We start from the raw sequence: 20,606 nt of genomic DNA on the forward strand, positions 1-20,606 counted from the left end.
TTCACGCGGAAAAAAACGCGCCGCAGAAAGGCGTGCGGCGCGTTGGTTCATATCAGTCTTGCGTGGATGTTAGAAGCTTGCTTTCAGAGCCACGCTATACCGGCGGTCGTTGAGTTGCCATAACAAGCCGCCCGAAGGGCGCTCGACATACGTCTGATACATCGAGTTTCTCAGATTGACGGCATCCGCTGAAAGCGTGAAGGTTTTATTAATTTGATAGCTCACCGAGGCATCGAGTGACGAATAGGGCGTCGCATATTGGTTTGCACCAGAAACCCCACTACCGTTGATTTGGTCAAGGTAAGCGGAACGCCAGTTGTACGCAATCCGGGCTTGCAGCGGGCCGCGTTCATAGAGTGCGATCAGGTTGTAGCTGTTCTTGGACAACTTCGGCAAGGGAATAAGGACTCCAGGGCTGAGCTCAACTTTTGAGTCGACGTAGGTATAGTTGGCCTGTACGCCAAATCCTTTGAACGGATCTGGCAGGAAATCAAAGAATTGCGTAAAGCCAGCTTCAATGCCTTTTACCGAACCCTTACCCAGATTGATGTTGGTTCCAATATCGTAGACGACGCCACCGAAGTTCATCGGTTCGATGCCGCTGGCGAGGTAACCCTTGATATCCTTCTTGAATGCACCCAGGAACGCCATATTGGACGTGCCCCAATAGTCCTCCGCCGTCACATCATACGAAGTCGCGGTCATCGGCTCCAGGAACGGATTACCGGAACTACCGGTAGGACGTCCGTTGGCGTTGAGCTGCGAGGGGATGTTCGGATTCAGCTGAACATGGGCGGCCATATCGCCAAAGTTTGGCCGCGTCATCGTCTTGCCATAGCCGAAGCGGAGCTGCAAATCTTCGTTCAGGTGCAGACGTGTGTTGAGGCTGGGGAGAATATTCGAGTAGCGATTATTGAGAGAGACCGCATGAGACCCGGTGCTATCCTGGATAAAGCCTATCGATGTCTGATCGGTCCTGACTGCCCGAACACCGGCGGTGCCATCGAGTGCGTAACCGAATACCTCTGTGGCGAAGTCGCCCGTCAGGAACAGGGACTGCGTCTTTTCATGTTGCTCATTGATGTCCCCAGGAGCAAACGATGTATCAAACGTATAGGAGTTCGGCTTGCCGGCGAATAATTGCGCGTAAGTCGCGACCGTTCGATCGAACACGCTTGCGTTGGGATTGGCGTACTCGGGGAACACCGCCACAGGGAAACCAATGCCCGGCTTCATGAAGTTACTGGCAGGCCCGGCGTAGGCGAGATCCGGATGCTGCGCCACTGGAATAAGCGGGCATGCCCCCCAGCTGGGATTGGTGCCCGTATCGTTACAGGCGCCGGTGCTGTTCCAATTGCCCCGCAATATTACCTTGGTGTCTGCCAGGCGAACGCCGGCGTGCAGCTTGGTGAAGAAGTGATCGCCAATATCGTAGTCGAAATCCTGGCTAAGAGCCGACATTTTCAGATTGTCGCGGTCTACCCCATTCGCAAGCCACTCATAATTCCAATTCTTTGGATTGCCAAAATATGCGTAGGGGTTGCTTGGGTTGGCGGGATCGACGATGGAAAATTTGGGGATCTTGCCGCGCACATCGAAGGCCAGATTGAGATTGGGAATATTAGCGACGCTTCTGCTTTCATTATCGTAGAGCTTAATGGAGTCGCCATTGCGTTCAGTGTCATAGTGGGCGGTTTCATAGGCGAAATCAGTCTTTGACTTGAGCCTGTCCGAGATGCGCCACTTCAGGTTCACGGCGGATAAGTTCGTGCGATTGCGCACTTCCTGGTCGAACCGGGAGGACGAGAAAATTTGCGACGCCAACGTACCGCTCGTAGCGCTGCCATCAGCTCCCCAAGTCCAGGTGGAGCCCGCCGCTGCGCGCGGGTCGCTGTTCTTGTCGTCGCCGTAGATGTATTCTCCGCGGCGGATAAATTTATAGTTTGAATAGAGATTTTGTGCCGTGAAAAGCATGTCGTCGTTCACCTGCCATTGGTAGGCGACCGACAGGCCCTCGCGCTTTCGGCTCCCCGAATCTTGGTACATCTCAAAGGAAGTCGGCACATAGAGTTCTGAGAGAGTCCCCTTGTTCGGCATCGAATTAAAGGCCGCAGCCTTGGCCGCCGAGGGAGCTTTCGTCGGATCGTTCGAGCATTTCCCAACCGTTGCGGTAAGACAGTGCTGCTGCTGCTGAAGAACGGCATCCTGGCGATAGAAGGTCTCGCTTCCCGTTGCATTCACCAGGATGCCCATGCGGCCAGCACCCGTATTGAATTGCCGGCTCAACAGGCCCGAAACCGACGGTGAAGACTTACGAACCCGGTCATAGTAATTCGACTTGAGTGTAATAACGTTGAGGTCTTCTTTCGAATCGAATGGCAGTCGCGTACGAATGTTGACTACGCCGCCGACCCCGCCTTCGATCAAATTGGATGCCGCGTTCTTATAGACATCCACGCCGGCCATGAGTTCGGAGGGCAGCCCTTCCAGGTCCGGTGCCCGGCCACCGTTGGCCGTAAAGAAGTCTCGTCCGTCGATCAAGTTGCGCACTTGGGTAATGCCACGGATGGTGATCGCGGGTTCGGTGCGATGGTCGTAATCAGTGCCGCCCTCGCCATACCGGCGCTGGATCTGAACCCCGGCGACCCGCTGCAGCGACTCGACCGTATTCACGTCCGGCAGCTTGCCGATATCGGTTGCCTGGATCGAGTCGACGATCTGGTTGGAGTCCTGCTTGAGATCGCGCGCCGACTTTAACGCCGCTCGCTGACCGGTGACGACAACGATGGCCGGGGCGTCCGTGTCCTTGCCTGCATTGGCAGTCCCGGCCTCCTGCGCATACGCGGTAATTGGCCCGGCCATTAAAAGTGCACAAGCTTGGGCCACCATGGTTTTTCTAATCGTTTTTGTATTTTCGTGTCTCATCTAACTGTTCCCCTTAGTCGTTTTTTTTGGGCAGTGCCCCTCCAATGCTGCTGGCCCGATATTTCCGGGTCCAACAGGTCTCCGGCACCTGTTCGATGTATCTCGCCTGCCTCCTCCAGACGATTGAAGTAGTGCGCAATTTAAGTCTATTACTGTCAATCATTAAGCTGGTATAAGGTTTTTGACGCCACCTATGGCGTTTTCGCATAGCGAAGGTTTTAGCGGAATGGACGCATCGTTCCTGAAACGGGGCTGCCAGCCCGACATGCCACCGAAGAGAGGCCGTCATATTTTCCAGCAAGCGCGGAAGAATTTTGCGCAACGCCGGCCGCGACCCCGGTATTCATTTCCGCGCGGCAATATCACCTGCGATAATCGGCCCGCTGATCGCGTGGCTGCCGTCCTGGTCCGAGACCTCAGCAAGGGGCAGGCCGGATCGGCGCAAGGCCGAGGTGCTGCAGGATGCCGCGTCGCTGGCGCGGCGGATTTCCTGTCGATCCGGTATGCATGAACCACACTCACTCTGCATACTCATGACACACACCAAAAAACCCTTTTCCCCCGAGCGGCGCATGTTTTGCGCCGGTACCTTCGGCCTCATCGCTTTTGGTCCGCTGGGCCTGTCCGGTTGCGGCGGTGGCGATGCTTCCACGGCCCCCTCGCAGGCGGGCTCGCGGCTGCTGGCGGGCACGATGGTCAGCACCTCCGGCGACTTCGCCCATCCCGGCTTGCTGCACACCCAGGCCGACTTCGACCGCATGAGCCAGAAAGTCGGCGCCAAGGCGTCGCCGTGGATAGACGACTGGAACCTGCTGCTGCAAAACAACCTGGCCAGCAACACCTGGAAGCCCAATCCGCGAGCGGTGGTTTACCGCAACGATGGCGTCCATGGCGACAACGTCCAGTATCTGCAGTGGGACATCATGGCCGCCTACCTGAACGCGCTGCAGTGGAAGATCACCGGCAACATCGCCGCCGCCAACACCGCCGTCGCCATCCTGAACGCCTGGGGCTCCACGCTCACCGAAATCCACACCACCGACGGCCACTGGGACGGCTTCCTGGCCGCCGGATTGCAGGGCTACGAGTTCGCCAACGTCGCCGAGATCATGCGCGGCTATTCCGGCTGGGCGGCGGCCGACATCGCCACCTTCCAGCAGATGATGCTGACCGTGTTTTATCCCATGGTCCAAGGCGAAGATGCCAACCTGCAGGTGTTCTCCAACTGGGGCTTGTGCGGGTATGCCGCAGCCATGGCGATCGCGGTGCTGTGCGACGATCGCGCCAAGTTCGACAAGGCGGTGACCTATTTCAAGGAGGGCCTGAGCAACGGCGCCATCGCGCAGATGGTCTACTATGTCCACCCCGGCTATCTCGGCCAGACCCAGGAGGCCGGGCGGGACCAAGGACACAACACGCTGAGCGTCGCATTGGTTGCCACCCTCTGCGAAATGGCCTGGAACCAGGGCGTCGACCTGTATGGCTACGACAATAACCGCGTGCTGGCCGGCTGCGAATACGTGGCCAAGGGCAACCTGATCGAATCAGGGACCAGCTACTACACGGTGCCGTTCGCGCCCTATGCCGTGCGGGGATTTAGCGTCACCACATTCTCCACCGGCGCCCAGGGCTTGCAGCGTCCGGCCTGGGCGCTGATCTACAACCATTACGTCAACCGCATGGGACTGGCCGCCCCCTACTCGCAGCTGTTCGTGCAACGGATGGGGCTGGAAGGGGGCGGGCACTATCCGCAGACCGGCGGCACCTGGGACCAGCTGGGTTACGGCACGCTGCTGTTCACCCGCGATCCGATCGCTGCGGGCGCGCCGCCGAGCGGCCTGAGCGCCGTGACCACCGCCGGCCAGATCGTGCTGTCGTGGTGGGGCAGCGCCTACGCGACTAGCTACAACGTCAAGCGTGGCAGAATCCCGGGCGGACCCTACACCGTGGTCGCCACCGGCATCAGCGATCTGCTGACCTACACCGACACCAACTTGGCGGATGGCACCTACTACTATGTGGTCACGGCCAACACCCCGTCCGGCGAATCGGCCGCGTCGAACGCGGCGGTGGCGATCGCGGGCGTCAAGCTGCATACGCTGCTGAAATTTGACGAAGGCAGCGGCACCACCGCCGCCGACGCCAGCGGCCACGGCCACGCCGCCACGCTGGCCGACGGCGCGGCCTGGGGCGCCGGACGGACGGGGCAGTCGGGCGCGCTGGCGCTCAACGGCAGCGGCGCCCACGCCAGCCTGCCGGCCAACATCGTCGACACGGTCGGCGACTTCACGATCGCAGCCTGGGTGTACTGGAACGGCGGACAGACCTGGGCCCGGATCTTCGATTTCGGCTGCAACACCGAGCACTATATGTTCCTGTCGCCACGCACCGACCGCGGAACGATGAGCTTCGTTGCCTCGCTCAACGGCGGCGACGGCGAATACCGGATCGACGCCCAGGCCGCGCTGCCGGCCGCGCAATGGGTGCATGTCGCGGTCACGCTGCACGGTACGGACGGCGCGCTGTACCTGAACGGCGCCCTGGTGCAGAGCGCCGGCGGCATGCACATCCCGCCATTCCAGATCGGCCACACGACGCAGAACTGGCTCGGCCGCTCGCAGTTCGCCGCGGACCCGACCTTCAACGGCATGATCGACGACTTCCGCATCTACAACGGCGCCATGGACGCCGCCGGCATCGCGGCCTTAAGCAGCTCCGCACCGTCGGCGGTGATGTTCGACGTCGACACCGACGTCGGCGCAGTGGGTTTGCCGGGCAGCGTCAGTGTGGACAACGGTGTCTGGACGGTGACCGGCGGCGGCGCGGATATGTGGGGCACCGAGGACGCCTTCCATTTTGCTGCGTCGCTGCGCAATGGCGACTGCACGGTCACTGCGCGTGTGGCGAGCCAGCCCAACACGAATGCCTGGACCAAATCCGGCGTGATGATGCGCGCCAATCTGGACGCCAACGCGGCGCACGTGACGATGACGGTCACGCCCGGACACGGCGCGCAGATGCTCTACCGCGGCGCCAACGGCTACGCCAGCACCCAGTTCGCCACGGTGGCATGCACGGCGCCGTACTGGGTCCGGCTGACGCGGGTGGGTGCGGTCTTTACCGGTTTCATTTCGCCGGACGGCGTGAACTGGAGGCAGGTGGGCAGCGTCAGCCTCAACCTGCCGGCCGCGCTCTTCACCGGGCTGGAGGTCCTGTCGCACGACAACCGGTTGTTGAACAGCTCCACCTTCGACAACCTGTCGTTTGCCTGACCGGCGCAGTCGTCCCGCGCGCCTGCGGTACGGTCAAGCCCGCCACAGGCGCTCAGACAAACGGCCTCGCGTCGGGCTGGCGGCGCAGGGCTTCAAAGGCTTGCGGCTCCCACGGCTTGACCGCCATCAGCAGACTACGGACGCCACCGCAATAACTACGGCGACATCGTCTGGTGGGACATGCTGTTCGGCACCTACGAAAACCCGGCGCGCTTTGAGGCCACCTGCGGCTTCGATGCGGACAAGGAAGAGCGTCTGCTCGATATGCTCGCCTATCGTGATGTGCATGCCGATTAGCATATCAAAATGCCGTCGCAATCTTCGATACGTTTCAATGTGTGATCTCAGATGCCGCGTAAAGTCTTCAACGGAAGAATACGTCGGGGTAGGCATATGGCTTTGCTATCAGAAGACAGTCAACGGCTTGATGGTAGGGGAGTGCTTGTAGCGTGGCCGGTTTTTTGGGGGCGCCGGTTGCTCGCCTGTCGTTTGACAATGAACGGGGCACGCACTATAACTATTCCGGTGATATAGCGCTTTGGGTGGCCAAAACGTACGGAATTCAGTCGTCTTTGGTTAAGACGGCTGCAAGCCATATTCCCTATCCAGCGCCTTGGAGCGGTGGCTGGGTTTGCAATTGCCGGGCCAATAGAGATGGACGGTGCGTCGACAACCATTCGACAGGCAACAAGCAGTCCGTCATCGCCAGAGGAAAAGCCAAGACCTTGGTCGAGGCGAAGAGATCGGCTGAAAAATCAGCGAAAGAGAAATTGGGGGGCGAAATCAACGCATCATGTGCAATGTCGTTGCACCGGCCCCAAGGGTGAAAGGGTTATTCCTCATGGATAGGGCGAAAATAATTGCCAAGGCACGTTGGGCCCTGGATCGCGGTGACATTTCAGAGGCGTCTCAACTGCTCGCCCCCTTGCTGGCCGACGCTGATCCTGTGGCCTTGTTCCTTGCTTCCACCTTCAGTTCCGTCGGCGAGGAGTCGGACGAGCAATTTGAGGAGAGGAGTCTTCGTTTTTTGAAGAAGTCTGCCGAGCTGGGTTATGCGCCGGCCTTATATGCCCTCGGCGTTTGCTACGATAGCGGAGATTTGGTGGGCAAGGACGAACTCAAGGCGGGGTATTTTTTTGAATGCGCGGCCAAACTGGGTTATCCCAAGGCGAAATTCGAACACGGTCGCAATCTCTATTACGGCTCTCATGGGTTCGATAAAAAATCCCAGCTGGGCTGGCAGCTGGTTCAGGACGCCGCGAATGAACATGTGGAGGACGCAAAGGAATTCATCCGGAATTTCGCGCCTCCACAAAGGACATAAAGCCTTTACTTGCGCTGGTCCGGCGGTGGTGGCGGCATGCCGCCTTCGGGTACGGCCACCACGCCTTCACGCATTTTTTTGCAGACGCCTTTGACGTCCTCGCTGCGCCGGCCCTTGAAGGTGACCTTGACGCCTTCGGCCTTGCCTTTGCAGGCGTCGATCGCTTCCTGCGGCGGGCCGCGCCTGCCGTCGGGCGGCGGCGGTGGCTGGTTGGCGTTCTGCGCCGCGGCGCTCAGCGCGCTGCCTGCCAATATGGCCAGCATGGCCAGCACCAGCCCGCGTGGGAATATGCTCATCGTCGTCTCCTATTTCTTCAGAATTTTTTCCACCGGCGATGGCCGCAGGCGGAAGGCGTCCGGCATGCCCGAACCCAGCAGCGGGCGCAGGTACAGGCGGAACGCGTCGGTGACGTCGGTGCCGCTGGCGCTGATGAACTCGTCCTCCATCACCCGCGTCTTGCCGGCCACGTCGGCTAGCGCCATCAGCTCGTAATCGACCGAGTAAAAGCCGGTGCGCTTGATCGCCACCGAGCCGTCGCGCCCGCCCCACATGGCGAACTGCACCGCCTTCTCGCCGACCTCGCGCGCTTCGCGCTGGTCCACGTCCGACACGCAGCCGATGAACGAGCGCTGCAGATAGCCGAAGGTGTCGCCGCGCACGCGCTTGATGCCCAGCTTGGCCTTGATCTCGTCGCACAGCAGGTCGGCCAGCGCGCCCGTGCCCGACAGCTGCACGTTGCCATGCGCGTCGCGCTCGACCTCCTTGGCCAGCAGGCTGGCGATCGGCTCGCCGGACGCGTCATGGATGCCCTCGGACACGGCGATCACGCAGCGGCCATAGCGCGCGTAGGTGGCCTTGACGTCGGCCAGGAACTGCTCCAGCGAGAACACGCGCTCGGGCAGGTAGATCAGGTGCGGGCCGTCGTCCGGAAACTTCTTGCCCAGCGCCGAGGCGGCCGTCAGGAAGCCGGCATGGCGGCCCATCACCACGCCCACGTACACGCCGGGCAGCGAGGCGTTGTCCAGGTTGGCGCCGGCGAAGGCCTGCGCCACGAAGCGCGCGGCCGAGGGGAAGCCCGGCGTGTGGTCGTTGCCGACCAGGTCGTTGTCGATGGTCTTGGGGATGTGGATGCTGCGCAGCGGATAGCCGGCCTGCTGCGCCTGCTCGCTGACGATGCGCACCGTGTCGGACGAATCGTTGCCGCCGATGTAGTAGAACTGCTCGATCTCGTGCGCGCGCAGGACCTTGAAGATCTCGGCGCAATAGGCCAGGTCCGGCTTGTCGCGCGTGGACCCCAGCGCCGACGACGGCGTGGCCGCCACCAGCTCCAGGTTGTGGCTGGTCTCGCGGGTCAGGTCGACCAGGTCCTCGTTGATGATGCCGCGCACGCCGTGCAGCGCGCCGTAGACGCGGGTGACGTCGCGGAAGCGGCGCGCCTCCAGCACCACCCCCGCCAGCGACTGGTTGATGACGGCGGTCGGCCCGCCTCCCTGTGCGACCAGAATTTTTCCCGACGACATGCGCGCTCCTCCGTGTAGGTTGAACCGGTATGCTGCAACGAGACTATAGCGTAGCTTTCAGTGCGCGCCGATATTCTTGTCGAGGAATTTCTCCACCCGGGTCCAGAAATCGATGCGGTTCTTCGGCAGCGCCCAGCCGTGGCCTTCCTCCGGGTATTCGATCCACTCGACGTTGGGATTGCCGGCCTTGACCGCGTCGTAGAACTTCAGCCCGTGGGTGATCGGCACCCGCACGTCGGCGCCGCCGTAGGCCAGCAGCAGCGGCTGCGTCACGCGCGCCGCCTGGCGCAGCGGCGAGGTGGCCTGCAGCTGCGCCGCATCCTTGACGCGGTCGCCGATCAGCGCCGGCATGCCGTACTGCTTCCAGCCCTGCGGCAGATCCGAGGCGTAGCGCCAGCCGCTGTCGTACAGCAGGTTGATGTCGGTCACGCCCACCCAGTCGATGCCGCATTTATACAGATCAGGATCGTTGATCAGGCCCATCAGGGTGGCGTAGCCGCCGTAGCTGGCGCCGGCGATGCAGATGCGCTTGGGATCGACGGTGCCCTGGGCGATGGCCCAGCGCGTGCCGTCGGCGATATCGTCCTGCATCTTCAAGCCCCATTGCTTCCAGCCGGCGCGGAAATGCGCCTCGCCAAAGCCCACGCTGCCGCGGAACTCCGGCTCCAGCACCGCGTAGCCGCGCGTGGCCAGGAACTCGGCGTCGGCGTTCCAGTTCCAGCTGCCGCCGCGCATGAACGGGCCGCCGTGCACCAGCACCACCATCGGCAGGTTCTTGTCCTTGCCGCCCGGCGGCAGGGTCAGCCAGGCCGGGATGTCGAGGCCGTCGCGCGCCTTGTAGTGCATCAGCTCGCGGCTGCCCATCTCGGCCGGCTTGATCTGCGGCGCCAGGCTGCCGACCTCGCTCATGTGCCTGGTCTCGGTGTTGAACACCAGCGTGCGGCGCGGCTGCTTGTCCGAATACGATTGCACCAGCATCCACGGCGTTTCCGGCCGGCTGGGCGGGGTGATCAGGTTGATGGCGCCGGGCAGGATGGCGTCCACCGTCTTTTGCAGCGCCGTCATGGTCGCGTCGAACCAGACCGTGCCCTCGGCGTCGCCGTGCACGCGCACGCCCAGCAGATGGTTGTTGCTGACGATCAGGTGGCCGCGGAAGTCGAAGCCGTCCAGCGTCACGATCGGCTGCTCGGCCAGCTTGCTGGTGGCCAGGTCGTAGCGGTACAGGGCGCTGCGGTCGTGGCCGGCGCGGCTGGTCACGTACAGCGTGCCGTCCGGGCCGAAGGCCAGCGGATCGAAGCTGCCCTTGCCGCCGGTGTAGGCGTTGAAGCTGGCCAGCGTGCGCCACTGTCCGGTGGCCGGATCCAGGTAGCGGATGGATTCGGTGTTTTCGTCCAGTGTTTCGACCACGCGCGGCTGGCCGTGCTGGTCCAGCAGCCAGCCGCGCGCCACGCCGGGGTGCTCGACCGCGTGGGTGATGCCGGTGCGCGTGTTCAGCCGCAGCAGGTCCGACGCCATGCGGATGCCGGCGCCGCGGATGTCGGCGTCGGTGACGTAGATTTCCTCGCTGTCCTGCGCGCCGTCCTGGTCCAGCATGAAGGTGTGCCAGGGCAGCAGGTTGCGGTCGCTGTCGCCGTTCTGGAAGAACGGGTTGTTGCGCTTGGCCAGCTGGCGGAAGCGCTTGCCGTCGCGGTCGACCGCGTACAGGCCGGGTCCGAAGCGCATGTCGCGCTGGGCCACGCTCTTGTCGACCGTGCTGAACAGCAGGCGCTCGTTGTTGACCCAGTGTGCGCGGCCGATGTCGGTATCGGCGAACTGCGCCACCATGTGCGCGCTCAGGTCGTTCAGGTCGACCACCGCCAGGCCGTCGCGCTTGTCGTTGGTGCCGATGAAGGCGGCCAGGTAGCGGCCGCTGGGCGAGAGCATGGCGCCGTTGAAGGCGGGATTGCTGAAGAAGCTGCTGACCGGCGGCGGCTCCGCCTGCGCGTGGCAGGCCGACGCCAGCGCGAGCAGGCTCAATAGTTTGCGGACGGCGCTCATTGGGCGGCCCCTGCGCCGATATTCTTGTCGAGGAATTTCTCGACGCGGGTCCAGAAGTCGAAGCGGGTCTTCGGCAGCGCCCAGCCGTGGCCTTCGTCCGGGTATTCGATCCACTCGACCCTGGCATTGGTCTGCTTGACCGCGTTGTAGAACTTGGTGCCATGCGGCAGCGGCACGCGCATGTCGGCGCCGCCGTAGGCCAGCAGCAGCGGCTGCTTGATGCGCGCCGCCTGCAGCAGCGGCGAGGTGGCCTTCAGCTGCTCGGCATCCTTGACCGGATCGCCGACCAGCTCCGGTATGCCGTACTGCCGCCAGCCGTCCGAAAAGTCTGACACATAGGCCCAGTGGCCGTCGTGCATCAGGTTGATGTCGGTGACGCCCGCCCAGTCGATGCCGCATTTGTACAGGTCGGGGTCGTTGATCAGGCCCATCAGCGTGGCGTAGCCGCCGTAGCTGGCGCCGGCGATGCAGATGCGCTTGGGATCGACGGTGCCCTGGGCGATGGCCCAGCGCGCGCCGTCGGCGATATCGTCCTGCATCTTCAAGCCCCATTGCTTCCAGCCGGCGCGGTAGTGGCGCACGCCGAAGCCCCGGCTGCCGCGGTATTCCGGCTCCAGCACCGCGTAGCCGCGCGAGGCCAGGAACTGCGAGTCCGGCTCCCACGCCAGGTCGCCGCCGCGTATGTAAGGACCGCCGTGCACCAGCACCACCAGCGGCAGGTTCTTGCCGCTGCCTTGCGGCACGGTCAGCCAGGCCGGGATGTCGAGGCCGTCGCGCGCCTTGTAGTGCACCATGATCTTGTGCGCCATCTGGGTTGGCTGGATGGCCGGGTAGCTGGAGCCGACGGCGCTGAGCTCCTTGGTGTCGCGGTTGTACAGGAAGCTGCGCGACGGCCACACGTCGCTGAAGGCCAGCACCTGCACCCACGGCGCCTGCGGCCGCGACGGCGGCGTCAGCAGGTTGATGGTGTTGGGCAGCATGGTGTCGATTTTTTCCTGCATCGCCTTCATGGCCGGATCGAACCACAGGGTGCCGGCGGCGTCGGTCAGATAGCGCACGCCCAGCACCTTGTGCTCGTCCATGATCAGCTCGCCGTGGAAGTCGTAGCCGGCCAGCTTGATGATGGGCTCGTCGGAGACGGTGTTGGTGGCGAGGTCGTAGCTGTGCACCGCCGCCAGATCGCTGTGCTTGTGGAGGATCACGTACAGCGTGCCGTTCGGCGCGAACGCCAGCGGTGTGAAGGCGCCCTTGCCGCCGGTGTAGGCGTCGAAGCCGGTCAGCTTGCGCCAGGCGTTGGTGGCCGGATCGCGGTACCAGATTTCGATGGTGCGGTCCTTCATGGTGACGGTCAGGCGCGGTTCGCCCTTGTTGTCCAGCAGCCAGCTCATGCTGTCGCCGGGCCGGGCGATGGTGCTGGCCACGCGGCCGGTGAGCGTGTTGATGCGTTGCAGGTCGACGTGGTCCAGCTGGCCGGGGCCGCTGAAACTCTTGTTGAGCACGTACATATACTCGGAATCCTGCGGGCCGTCCTGGTCCAGCATGAAGGTATGCCAGGGCAGTAGCTCGCGTGTCTGCGAACTGAAGGAGCCGCTGCTGATGAAGGGCAGGCCGCTGCGCATGGCCAGCTGGCGGAAGGCGGTGCCGTCGCGGTTGATGGCGTACAGGCCGGGCGCGTAGCGCTGGTCGCCCTGGGCCAGCGAGTGGTCGGCGGCGGTGAAGGCCAGGCGCTCGTCGTTAATCCATTGGAACTTGCCGATGTCGGCGTCGCTGAAGTTGCCCACCACCTTGACCGTGTTCGCGCCCAGTTCCACCACGGCCAGGCGGTCGCGCTTGTCCTTGGAGCCGACCTTGACGGCCAGGTATTTGCCGCTGGGCGAGAGCAGCGCGCCGCTGAATTCGGGATTGCCGAAGAAGTCTTCGACCGACGGGCGGGACGGCGGCGTGGGCAGGTCCGCGGCGTGGGCAAGCGGATATGCGTGGCCGATGGCGCAGGCCAGCAACAGAATGATGCGGAAATTCATAGGCGGTCTCGAATAAGTGGTGTCGGCACAATATCACCAAGTTATCAAATCCGCCACATCTGCCGTGTATCTTTAAAGTTCGGGGGCGCGGATGTAGTCGACCAGCGCGCCGGTCTGGCGCTCCGGCGCCGGCGTGGCCAGGCTGACCGCGACCATCGTCAGCAGCCCGGCCGGCACACCGAAGATGCCGGCCGAGATAGGCGCGATATGGAACCACTGGCCGGCCGCGCCGCCACCCAGGGTGGGATTGGTGTGCAGCATGTAGTACAGGCAGACCGCGAAGCCGGTCGCCATGCCGGCCACCGCGCCCTGGTAGTTGGCGCGCTTCCAGAACACGCCCAGCACCAGCGCCGGGAACAGCGCCGAGGCCGCCAGCGAGAAGGCCGCGCCCACCAGCGACAGGATGTCGCCCGGCTTTTGCGAGGCGCCGTAGGCGGCGATGAAGGCTACGCCCAGCAGCAGCAGCTTGGAGATGGTCACCCGCTTCTGGGTCGAGGCGCCGCGGTCGACCAGCTTGTAGTAGATGTCGTGCGACAGCGCGTTGGAGATCGCCAGCAGCAGGCCGTCGGCGGTCGACAGCGCGGCGGCCAGGCCGCCCGCCGCCACCAGGCCCGACACCACATAGGGCAGGCCGGCGATTTCCGGCGTGGCCAGCACCAGCACGTCGGCGTCGATGGTGATCTCGGCCAGCTGCACGATGCCGTCGTGGTTGATGTCGCTGATGCTGAACAGCGGATTGGCCCGGTCCACATTGGCCCAGTACGACACCCAGTTGGGCAGGTGCGCATAGTCGCTGCCGACCAGCGCGCTGTAGATGTCGTACTTGACCAGCACCGCCAGCGCCGGGATGGTCAGGTAGATCAGCAGGATGAAGAACAGCGTCCAGAACACCGACACGCGGGTCTCGTGCACCGACGGCGTGGTGTAGCTGCGCATCAGGATGTGCGGCAGCGCGGCCGTGCCCAGCATCAGGCAGAACACCAGCGCCAGGAAGTTGTTGCGCTTGATGTCCGAGGTGGCCGGATCGCCGGGGTAGGGCGTGGCGTGCGGCGTGATCGGCTCGGCGCGCGCCAGGTTCTGCGCGCGCGCCTCGGCCCACTCGTGCGCGGCCTCGTCGGCGCTTTTCGGATAGGCGATCAGGGTCCGCTCGGCGCTGCGGATCTCCAGCAGCGAGGCGTTGCGCAGCTTGACGCGGTCGAGCGCGCGCTGGAGCTCGGCGCGGCCGGCCTCCCACGACGCCGGCAGGGACAGGATGCGGGCATCGAGCTCGTCGGCGCGCTGGCGGAAGATGGCGCGCACTTCGGCCTCTTTCGGATCATTTTGCAGCACGTTCTCGCGCGCGCTCAGTTTGGGCAGCAGTTTGCCGTAGGCCACCTGCGGAATCGGATTGTCGGTGTGCTTGCCGGACAGCCAGACCGCCGGCATCAGGAATGCCACCAGGATGATGATGTACTGCGCCACCTGGGTCCAGGTGATGGCGCGCATGCCGCCCAGGAAGGAGCACACCAGGATGCTGGCCAGGCCGAGGAAGATGCCGACCGAGAAATCGACGCCGGTGAAGCGCGAGGCGATCAGCCCGACCGCGTAGATCTGCGCCACCACGTAGGTGAAGGAGACGATGATGGTGGCCGCCACCGCCAGGATGCGCACCGCGCGCCCGCCGCGGCCGTCGCCGTCGCCGCCGCCGTAGCGCGCGGCCAGGAAATCGGGAATGGTGTACTGGCTGAACTTGCGCAGATAGGGTGCGATCAGCAGCGCCACCAGGCAGTAGCCGCCGGTCCAGCCCATGATGTAGGCCAGGCCGTCGAAGCCATGCAGGTACAGGCCGCCTGCCAGGCTGATGAAGCTGGCGGCGGAGATCCAGTCGGCGGCGGTGGCCATGCCGTTGAACATGGCCGGCACGCGCCGCCCGGCCACATAGTATTCCAGCACATTGGAGGTGCGGCTGAGTACGCCGATCGACGCGTACAGCACGATGGTGGCAAACATGAACAGGTAGCCGATCCAGGTGCGCGACATGCCTTCCTGCTCCAGCACCGACAGCGCCACCAGGAAGCAGGCGAAGCCGGCCGTGAACAGCAGGTAGTAGCTGCGCAGGCGCTGGAAGTAGCTGCGGCCGGCCTTCACGCGCGGCGCTCCGGCGGCGGCATGGCGGCGCGGTCGAGCTTGCGCATGCGCCAGGCGTAGACGGCCAGGATGGTGAGGTAGACCAGCGAGGCGCCCTGTGCCGCCAGGTAGAACGACAGCGGCCAGCCGAATACGCTCAGGCCGGCCAGCTCGCGGGCGAAGAAGGCGGCGCAGAAGCCGGTCGCCAGCCAGACCAGCAGCAGGATGGCGGACAGGCGGCGCGTCTTGCGCCAGTGCTGCTCGCGGTTGAGCGGGGCGGTGGGTTTATTACTATCCATAGTACGGCGGCTCCTCTTCCGCTTCCGGCGGGGGCGGCGGCAGCGGGAAGGTCAGCCGGAACAGCGCGCCCGGCAGCTTGGACTGCTGCGCGCGCGGATTGTTGTAGATATCCACTTCGGCGCCGTGCTGCTGGGCGATCTCGCGCACGATGGCCAGGCCCAGGCCGCTGCCCTCGGCCTTGTTGCCGAGGATGCGGTAGAAGCGCTCGAACACCCGCGCCCGTTCGGCCTGGGCGATGCCTGGCCCGGTGTCCTCGACCTCCAGGTAGCCGTGCTCCTCGTCGCGGCGCACCCGCACCGTGACGCTGCCGCCGGCCGGCGTGTAGCGCAGCGCGTTGTCGATCAGGTTGGACAGCAGCTCGCGCAGCATGGTCGGGTTGCCGACCAGCTGCACCGCTTCGTTTGGCGCCTCGTAGCCCAGGTCGATGCGCTGCGCGAACGAGGCCGGCACCCAGTCCTGCACCGCGCTGCGCGCCAGCTCCGACAGTTCCAGCGGCAGCATGGCGGCGCCGGCCTGCGGCTGGTTCTCGGCGCGCGCCAGGGCCAGCAATTGATTGACCAGGCGCGTGGCCGCCTCCGAGCTCTTGGCCAATTGCTCCAGCGAGCGGTGGATTTCGCCGCGGTCGGTCTGGCGCAGCGCCAGCTCGGATTGCATGCGCATGCCCGCCAGCGGTGTGCGCATCTGGTGCGCGGCGTCGGCGATGAAGCGCTTCTGCATCTCGATCGACAGCGACAGCCGCGCCAGCATGTCGTTGAGCGAATTGACCAGCGGCGAGATTTCCTCCGGCACCTGGTTGGAGGCGATCGGGCTCAGGTCGTCCGAGCTGCGCGCGCGTATCCGCTCCTGCAGCTGCGCCAGCGGCGACAGCCCGCGCGACAGCGCGAACCACACCAGGGCCAGCACGATGGGCAGGATGATGAACTGCGGCAGGATCACGCCCTTGATGATGGCGTTGGCCAGCTGGCCGCGCTTCTCCAGCGTCTCGGCCACCTGCACCAGCGCCAGCTGCGGCTCGTCGCCGCTGTCGTGCGGCAGCCGCACGTAGGCGTAGGCCACGCGCACCGGCGTGCCGTGCATGCTGTCGTTGCGGAAGCGCACGCTGCCGCGCGGCTTGTCGTCCTCGTCGATGAGCGGCAGCGGCAGGTCGCGGTCGCCGTCGATGTGTTCGCCACGCGGGCCCTGGATCTGGAAGTAGACGCTGTCGACATCGTCGGCGCGCAGGATGTCGCGGGCCGGGCCGGACAGGCTCTTGATGACCTTGCCGTCCACCGCGCGCACCTGCTGCGCCAGCACGGTGACGCTGTCCTCTAGCGCATGGTCGAACGGCTGGTTGGCGATGGACTTGGCCACCAGGTAGGTGATCGCGATGCTCATCGGCCACAGCAGCAGCAGCGGCGCCAGCATCCAGTCCAGGATCTCGCCGAACAGCGAGTGCTGGATGTCGTTGTCCGCCTCCGGCGCCGGCGGCTGGTACTCCAGGGCGTCGGCCTGGTCGTGCTGCGCGGGCGATGAGGCGGTTGGTGTCACTTGGCGGCGTCCGAGAATTTCTCCAGGCAGTAGCCCAGCCCGCGCACGGTGGCGATGCGGATGCCGCCCACTTCGATCTTCTTGCGCAGCCGGTGCACATAGACCTCGATGGCGTTGTTGCTCACTTCCTCGCCCCATTCGCACAGGTGGTCGACCAGCTGCTCCTTGGACACCAGGCGGCCGCTGCGCGCCAGCAGGATCTCCAGCAGGCCCAGCTCGCGCGCCGACAGGTCCAACATCTGCTCGTTGATGTAGGCGCTGCGGCCGACCTGGTCGTAGCTCAGCGGCCCGTGCTTGACCACAGTGGCGCCGCCGCCGGCGCCGCGCCGGGTCAGCGCGCGCACCCGCGCCTCCAGCTCGGACAGCGCGAAGGGCTTGGCCATGTAGTCGTCGGCGCCCAGGTCGAGGCCGTTGACGCGCTGCTCGATCGAGTCGGCCGCCGTCAGGATCAGCACCGGCAGCAGCGAGTTGCGCGCGCGCAGGCGGCGCAGCACCTCCAGCCCGGACAGCTTGGGCAGGCCCAGGTCCAGGATCAGCAGGTCGAACTCCTGGGTCGAGAGGGCGGTGTCGGCCTCCTGGCCGTTGCTGACGCAATCGATGGCGTAGCCGGATTGGCGCAGCGAGCGGGTCAGGCCATCGGCCAGCACGCTGTCGTCCTCGGCAAGTAAAATTCGCATGAAAAGACACTCCGGCTACAGAAATCTCTATTGTGTTTCATTTCGCGCAAGGCGGCGAGTTTTTGTGCAATCTCAAAATTGTTTAAAAATCGTGCTTGCATTAAGCACTGTTTTTTTATACAGTGCTGCCTGTACCGACGAATTTGCACCCACCTACTGGTTGAAAGAACATTATGGACGATAAAAAAGCTGTTGTACCTGCATCTGAAAAGGCTAAGGCGCTCGCTGCCGCGCTGGCCCAGATTGAAAAGCAATTCGGCAAAGGCTCCGTAATGCGCATGGACGCCAACGCGCCGATCGAGGACGTGCAGGTCGTGTCGACCGGTTCGCTCGGTCTGGATATCGCCCTGGGCGTCGGCGGCCTGCCGCGCGGCCGCGTGGTGGAAATCTACGGTCCGGAATCGTCGGGTAAAACCACGCTGACCCTGCAAACCATCGCGGAAATGCAAAAACTGGGCGGCACCTGCGCCTTCATCGACGCCGAGCACGCGCTGGACGTCGGCTACGCGCAGAAGCTGGGCGTCAACCTGCACGAGCTGCTGATCTCGCAGCCGGACACCGGCGAACAGGCACTGGAAATCTGCGACGCGCTGGTGCGCTCCGGTTCGGTGGACATGGTCGTGGTCGATTCCGTGGCCGCGCTGACGCCGCGCGCCGAGATCGAAGGCGACATGGGCGACTCGCTGCCGGGCCTGCAAGCGCGCCTGATGTCCCAGGCGCTGCGCAAGCTGACCGGCTCGATCAACCGCACCAACACCCTGGTCATCTTCATCAACCAGATCCGCATGAAGATCGGCGTCATGTTCGGCAGCCCGGAAACCACCACCGGCGGCAACGCGCTGAAGTTCTACGCCTCCGTGCGCCTGGACATCCGCCGCACCGGCTCGATCAAGTCGGGCGACGAGGTGATCGGCAACGAAACCAAGGTCAAGGTCGTCAAGAACAAGATCGCGCCGCCGTTCAAGGAAGCGCACTTCGACATCCTGTACGGCGCCGGCACCTCGCGCGAGGGCGAGATCCTCGATCTGGGCGTGGAAGCGAAGATCGTTGAGAAGTCCGGTTCCTGGTACAGCTACAACGGCGAGCGCGTCGGCCAGGGCAAGGACAACGCCCGCATCTTCCTGCAGGAGCGTCCTGAGCTGGCGTGGGAAATCGAAAACAAGGTCCGCGAATCGCTGGGCGTGCGCGCACTGCCGCCGCTGGCCGTCGACAACACCGTGGTCAAGCTGAAATCGGTCGACAAGGCCGATAAGGCAGACAAGGGCGACAAGGCCGACGCCGCGTAAGGCCTGTCATTCCCGCGAAAGCGGCGGTCCGCCGCTGCGGAATCCATGCTGAGCATGCGTTCTAACTCTCGCGTGCGCGGGAGTGACGGATCGACCACCGTGCTGCGAATGCAGCCGGTGGTTTTCTCATTGCGCAGAGGGTTTTATGGCAGCACCGCAACTCAGCCTGAAGGCACGTGCCCTGCGCTTCCTGTCGATGCGCGAGCACAGCCGCATGGAACTGGCCCGCAAGCTGGCGCGCTACGCGGAAGAGGGCGACGACGTCGAAGCCCTGCTCGACCTGCTGGAAAAGAACAACTGGCTGTCGCAGGAGCGATTCTCCGAAGCGCTGATCCACCGGCGCTCGGCCCGCTTCGGCAACAGCCGCATCGTCGCCGAGCTGCAAAGCCACGGCATCAAGGGCGAGGAGCTGCAGGAACTCAAGGCCGGCCTGGCCGAGGGCGAGACCGAGCGCTGCGTCGACGTCTGGAACCGCAAGTTCGGCACCGTGGCCGCCGATCCGCAGGAACGCAACAAGCAAATGCGCTTCCTGCTGCAACGGGGATTTTCCCAGCGCGCCGTGCAAACCGCCCTGAAGGGCGCGCCGGAAGACGATTGAGCGCCGACCCCAAACCCGGACACCGGGGGCATCTCCCATGGGAGATGCGGGGCGCAGCCCCTGTCCAGACCCTGGTCTGACCCCATCCTGCCGCCGTGCGGGGTACTACCGCGCCGCACCATGCAATGTTTCCATGACTGAAATAAGACGTATGAATTTCTTGTAATAAAACGCTCAAACCGCCCATATTTCCATCCAAAAGCTATGTTCTGACGCAACTGGAGGTCTTGATGTGCTACACTTTTGGGGTTTTTGCAGCGCCGCAGGTGCGGTAGTTGTCCGTAGAAGCTGCGGACACGTGCGATTCAGCACATGGCTGCTTACTAAATTTCTGTCGCGAGAGCGGCATCGGTCTTATGTCCCTGTCAACCCCAGTTACCCGACGTGCGCTTCGGCACACGCGCGCAATTGCCGTCCAAGCGTATGCACGCGATGACGGACTGTGGGATCTTGACGCCCATATCACCGACATCAAGGTGATCGACACCGTGCTGGCCTCCGGTCCGCGCGCTGCCGGCACGCCCCTGCATGACCTGCACCTGCGCCTGACCGTTGATCTGCAACTGAACATCGTCGATGCCGAAGCCGCGTCCGATGCCGTTCCGTATCCCGGCCACTGCGACACCATTGCCCCCGATTATAAAAAACAGCTCGTCGGCCTGAACCTGATGAAGGGTTTCCGCCACGAGCTCAAGCAACGCCTGGCCGGCATCGCCGGCTGCACCCACCTGACCGAACTGGCGCAGATCCTGCCCACGGCTGCGGTGCAGGCGTTCGCCAACGATGTCTGGTCGACCAACGACGCGGCTACCGAAGACCATGGTGTGCCGCGCCAGAAGCCGTTTCAACTCGACAAATGCCATGCCCTGCGCACCGACGGCGGGGCAGTGGCGCAGTTTTACCCGCGCTGGGTGGCCAAAGCAGCACCAGGTGGCGCGTAGCAATGTCTGCTTACTAGATTCACACATTTCGCAGTATCAACCGATTTTTACACATCAGCATCAGAAGGGAAG

At 63.9% G+C, this 20,606-nt stretch carries 14 protein-coding genes; 5 read left to right on the forward strand and 9 right to left on the reverse strand.

Going from position 1 to position 20,606, the window contains the following annotated elements; genetic code table 11:
- Positions 1–69: 69 nt before the first annotated feature.
- A complete protein-coding gene (locus ACEN9O_RS11990) occupies positions 70–2,925 on the reverse strand; it encodes a TonB-dependent receptor (protein WP_495617760.1) in 2,856 nt (951 codons plus the stop codon).
- Positions 2,926–3,458: 533 nt separating this feature from the next.
- Here ACEN9O_RS11990 and ACEN9O_RS11995 point away from each other — a divergent pair.
- Both ACEN9O_RS11995 and ACEN9O_RS12000 read left to right on the forward strand, forming a co-directional pair.
- On the forward strand, positions 3,459–6,197 hold the full coding sequence (locus ACEN9O_RS11995; RefSeq protein WP_495617761.1) for a LamG-like jellyroll fold domain-containing protein: 2,739 nt from the start codon (positions 3,459–3,461) through the stop codon (positions 6,195–6,197).
- A gap of 841 nt (positions 6,198–7,038) precedes the next feature.
- Complete coding sequence (locus tag ACEN9O_RS12000) at positions 7,039–7,521, forward strand: tetratricopeptide repeat protein (RefSeq protein ID WP_495617762.1); 483 nt, start codon at positions 7,039–7,041, stop codon at positions 7,519–7,521.
- A gap of 5 nt (positions 7,522–7,526) precedes the next feature.
- Here ACEN9O_RS12000 and ACEN9O_RS12005 read toward each other — a convergent pair whose 3' ends face one another.
- From ACEN9O_RS12005 to ACEN9O_RS12040, 8 genes are all read right to left on the reverse strand, one after another.
- Positions 7,527–7,817, reverse strand: a complete 291-nt coding sequence (locus ACEN9O_RS12005) for a hypothetical protein (protein ID WP_495617763.1) — start codon at positions 7,815–7,817, stop codon at positions 7,527–7,529.
- Positions 7,818–7,826: 9 nt separating this feature from the next.
- The gene (locus tag ACEN9O_RS12010) at positions 7,827–9,041 is read right to left on the reverse strand and encodes a 6-phosphofructokinase (RefSeq protein ID WP_444847216.1); all 1,215 of its coding nucleotides are present in this window, start codon (positions 9,039–9,041) and stop codon (positions 7,827–7,829) included.
- Between the two features lie 57 nt (positions 9,042–9,098).
- Complete coding sequence (locus ACEN9O_RS12015; protein WP_495617764.1) at positions 9,099–11,078, reverse strand: S9 family peptidase; 1,980 nt, start codon at positions 11,076–11,078, stop codon at positions 9,099–9,101.
- Positions 11,075–13,099 carry an alpha/beta hydrolase family protein gene (locus ACEN9O_RS12020; RefSeq protein WP_495617765.1) on the reverse strand — a complete coding sequence of 675 codons (2,025 nt, stop codon included), beginning with the start codon at positions 13,097–13,099 and terminating at the stop codon, positions 11,075–11,077. The genes ACEN9O_RS12015 and ACEN9O_RS12020 overlap by 4 nt, the downstream gene beginning before the upstream one ends.
- Before the next feature lie 72 nt (positions 13,100–13,171).
- Positions 13,172–15,226, reverse strand: a complete 2,055-nt coding sequence (locus ACEN9O_RS12025) for a sodium:solute symporter family protein (protein ID WP_495617766.1) — start codon at positions 15,224–15,226, stop codon at positions 13,172–13,174.
- Entirely contained in the window at positions 15,223–15,504 is a 282-nt protein-coding gene (locus ACEN9O_RS12030; RefSeq protein ID WP_495617767.1) for a DUF4212 domain-containing protein, read from the reverse strand. Before ACEN9O_RS12030 ends, ACEN9O_RS12025 begins: the two co-directional genes overlap by 4 nt.
- The gene (locus ACEN9O_RS12035; RefSeq protein ID WP_495617768.1) at positions 15,497–17,032 is read right to left on the reverse strand and encodes a sensor histidine kinase; all 1,536 of its coding nucleotides are present in this window, start codon (positions 17,030–17,032) and stop codon (positions 15,497–15,499) included. The genes ACEN9O_RS12030 and ACEN9O_RS12035 overlap by 8 nt, the downstream gene beginning before the upstream one ends.
- Positions 17,029–17,709, reverse strand: coding sequence for a response regulator (locus ACEN9O_RS12040; protein WP_495617769.1), 681 nt, complete (start codon positions 17,707–17,709; stop codon positions 17,029–17,031). The genes ACEN9O_RS12035 and ACEN9O_RS12040 overlap by 4 nt, the downstream gene beginning before the upstream one ends.
- Before the next feature lie 173 nt (positions 17,710–17,882).
- Here ACEN9O_RS12040 and recA point away from each other — a divergent pair, with 173 nt between their 5' ends.
- From recA to ACEN9O_RS12055, 3 genes are all read left to right on the forward strand, one after another.
- The gene (recA, locus tag ACEN9O_RS12045) at positions 17,883–18,995 is read left to right on the forward strand and encodes a recombinase RecA (RefSeq protein WP_495617770.1); all 1,113 of its coding nucleotides are present in this window, start codon (positions 17,883–17,885) and stop codon (positions 18,993–18,995) included.
- Between the two features lie 145 nt (positions 18,996–19,140).
- Positions 19,141–19,593, forward strand: a complete 453-nt coding sequence (gene recX, locus ACEN9O_RS12050) for a recombination regulator RecX (protein WP_495617771.1) — start codon at positions 19,141–19,143, stop codon at positions 19,591–19,593.
- A gap of 356 nt (positions 19,594–19,949) precedes the next feature.
- Positions 19,950–20,534, forward strand: a complete 585-nt coding sequence (locus ACEN9O_RS12055; RefSeq protein ID WP_495617772.1) for a DUF2889 domain-containing protein — start codon at positions 19,950–19,952, stop codon at positions 20,532–20,534.
- The last annotated feature ends 72 nt before the right edge of the window (positions 20,535–20,606 follow it).

The sequence above is a fragment of the Duganella sp. Dugasp78 genome, from assembly GCF_059491455.1.

Coding starts and splice junctions, on each gene's coding strand:
- ACEN9O_RS12030 (WP_495617767.1), bottom strand. CDS start 15,504: ATGGATAGTAATAAACCCACCGCCCCGCTCAACCGCGAGCAGCACTGG.
- recX (WP_495617771.1), top strand. CDS start 19,141: ATGGCAGCACCGCAACTCAGCCTGAAGGCACGTGCCCTGCGCTTCCTG.
- ACEN9O_RS12020 (WP_495617765.1), bottom strand. CDS start 13,099: ATGAATTTCCGCATCATTCTGTTGCTGGCCTGCGCCATCGGCCACGCA.
- ACEN9O_RS12000 (WP_495617762.1), top strand. CDS start 7,039: ATGGATAGGGCGAAAATAATTGCCAAGGCACGTTGGGCCCTGGATCGC.
- recA (WP_495617770.1), top strand. CDS start 17,883: ATGGACGATAAAAAAGCTGTTGTACCTGCATCTGAAAAGGCTAAGGCG.
- ACEN9O_RS12055 (WP_495617772.1), top strand. CDS start 19,950: ATGTCCCTGTCAACCCCAGTTACCCGACGTGCGCTTCGGCACACGCGC.
- ACEN9O_RS12005 (WP_495617763.1), bottom strand. CDS start 7,817: ATGAGCATATTCCCACGCGGGCTGGTGCTGGCCATGCTGGCCATATTG.
- ACEN9O_RS12040 (WP_495617769.1), bottom strand. CDS start 17,709: ATGCGAATTTTACTTGCCGAGGACGACAGCGTGCTGGCCGATGGCCTG.
- ACEN9O_RS11990 (WP_495617760.1), bottom strand. CDS start 2,925: ATGAGACACGAAAATACAAAAACGATTAGAAAAACCATGGTGGCCCAA.
- ACEN9O_RS12015 (WP_495617764.1), bottom strand. CDS start 11,078: ATGAGCGCCGTCCGCAAACTATTGAGCCTGCTCGCGCTGGCGTCGGCC.
- ACEN9O_RS11995 (WP_495617761.1), top strand. CDS start 3,459: ATGACACACACCAAAAAACCCTTTTCCCCCGAGCGGCGCATGTTTTGC.
- ACEN9O_RS12010 (WP_444847216.1), bottom strand. CDS start 9,041: ATGTCGTCGGGAAAAATTCTGGTCGCACAGGGAGGCGGGCCGACCGCC.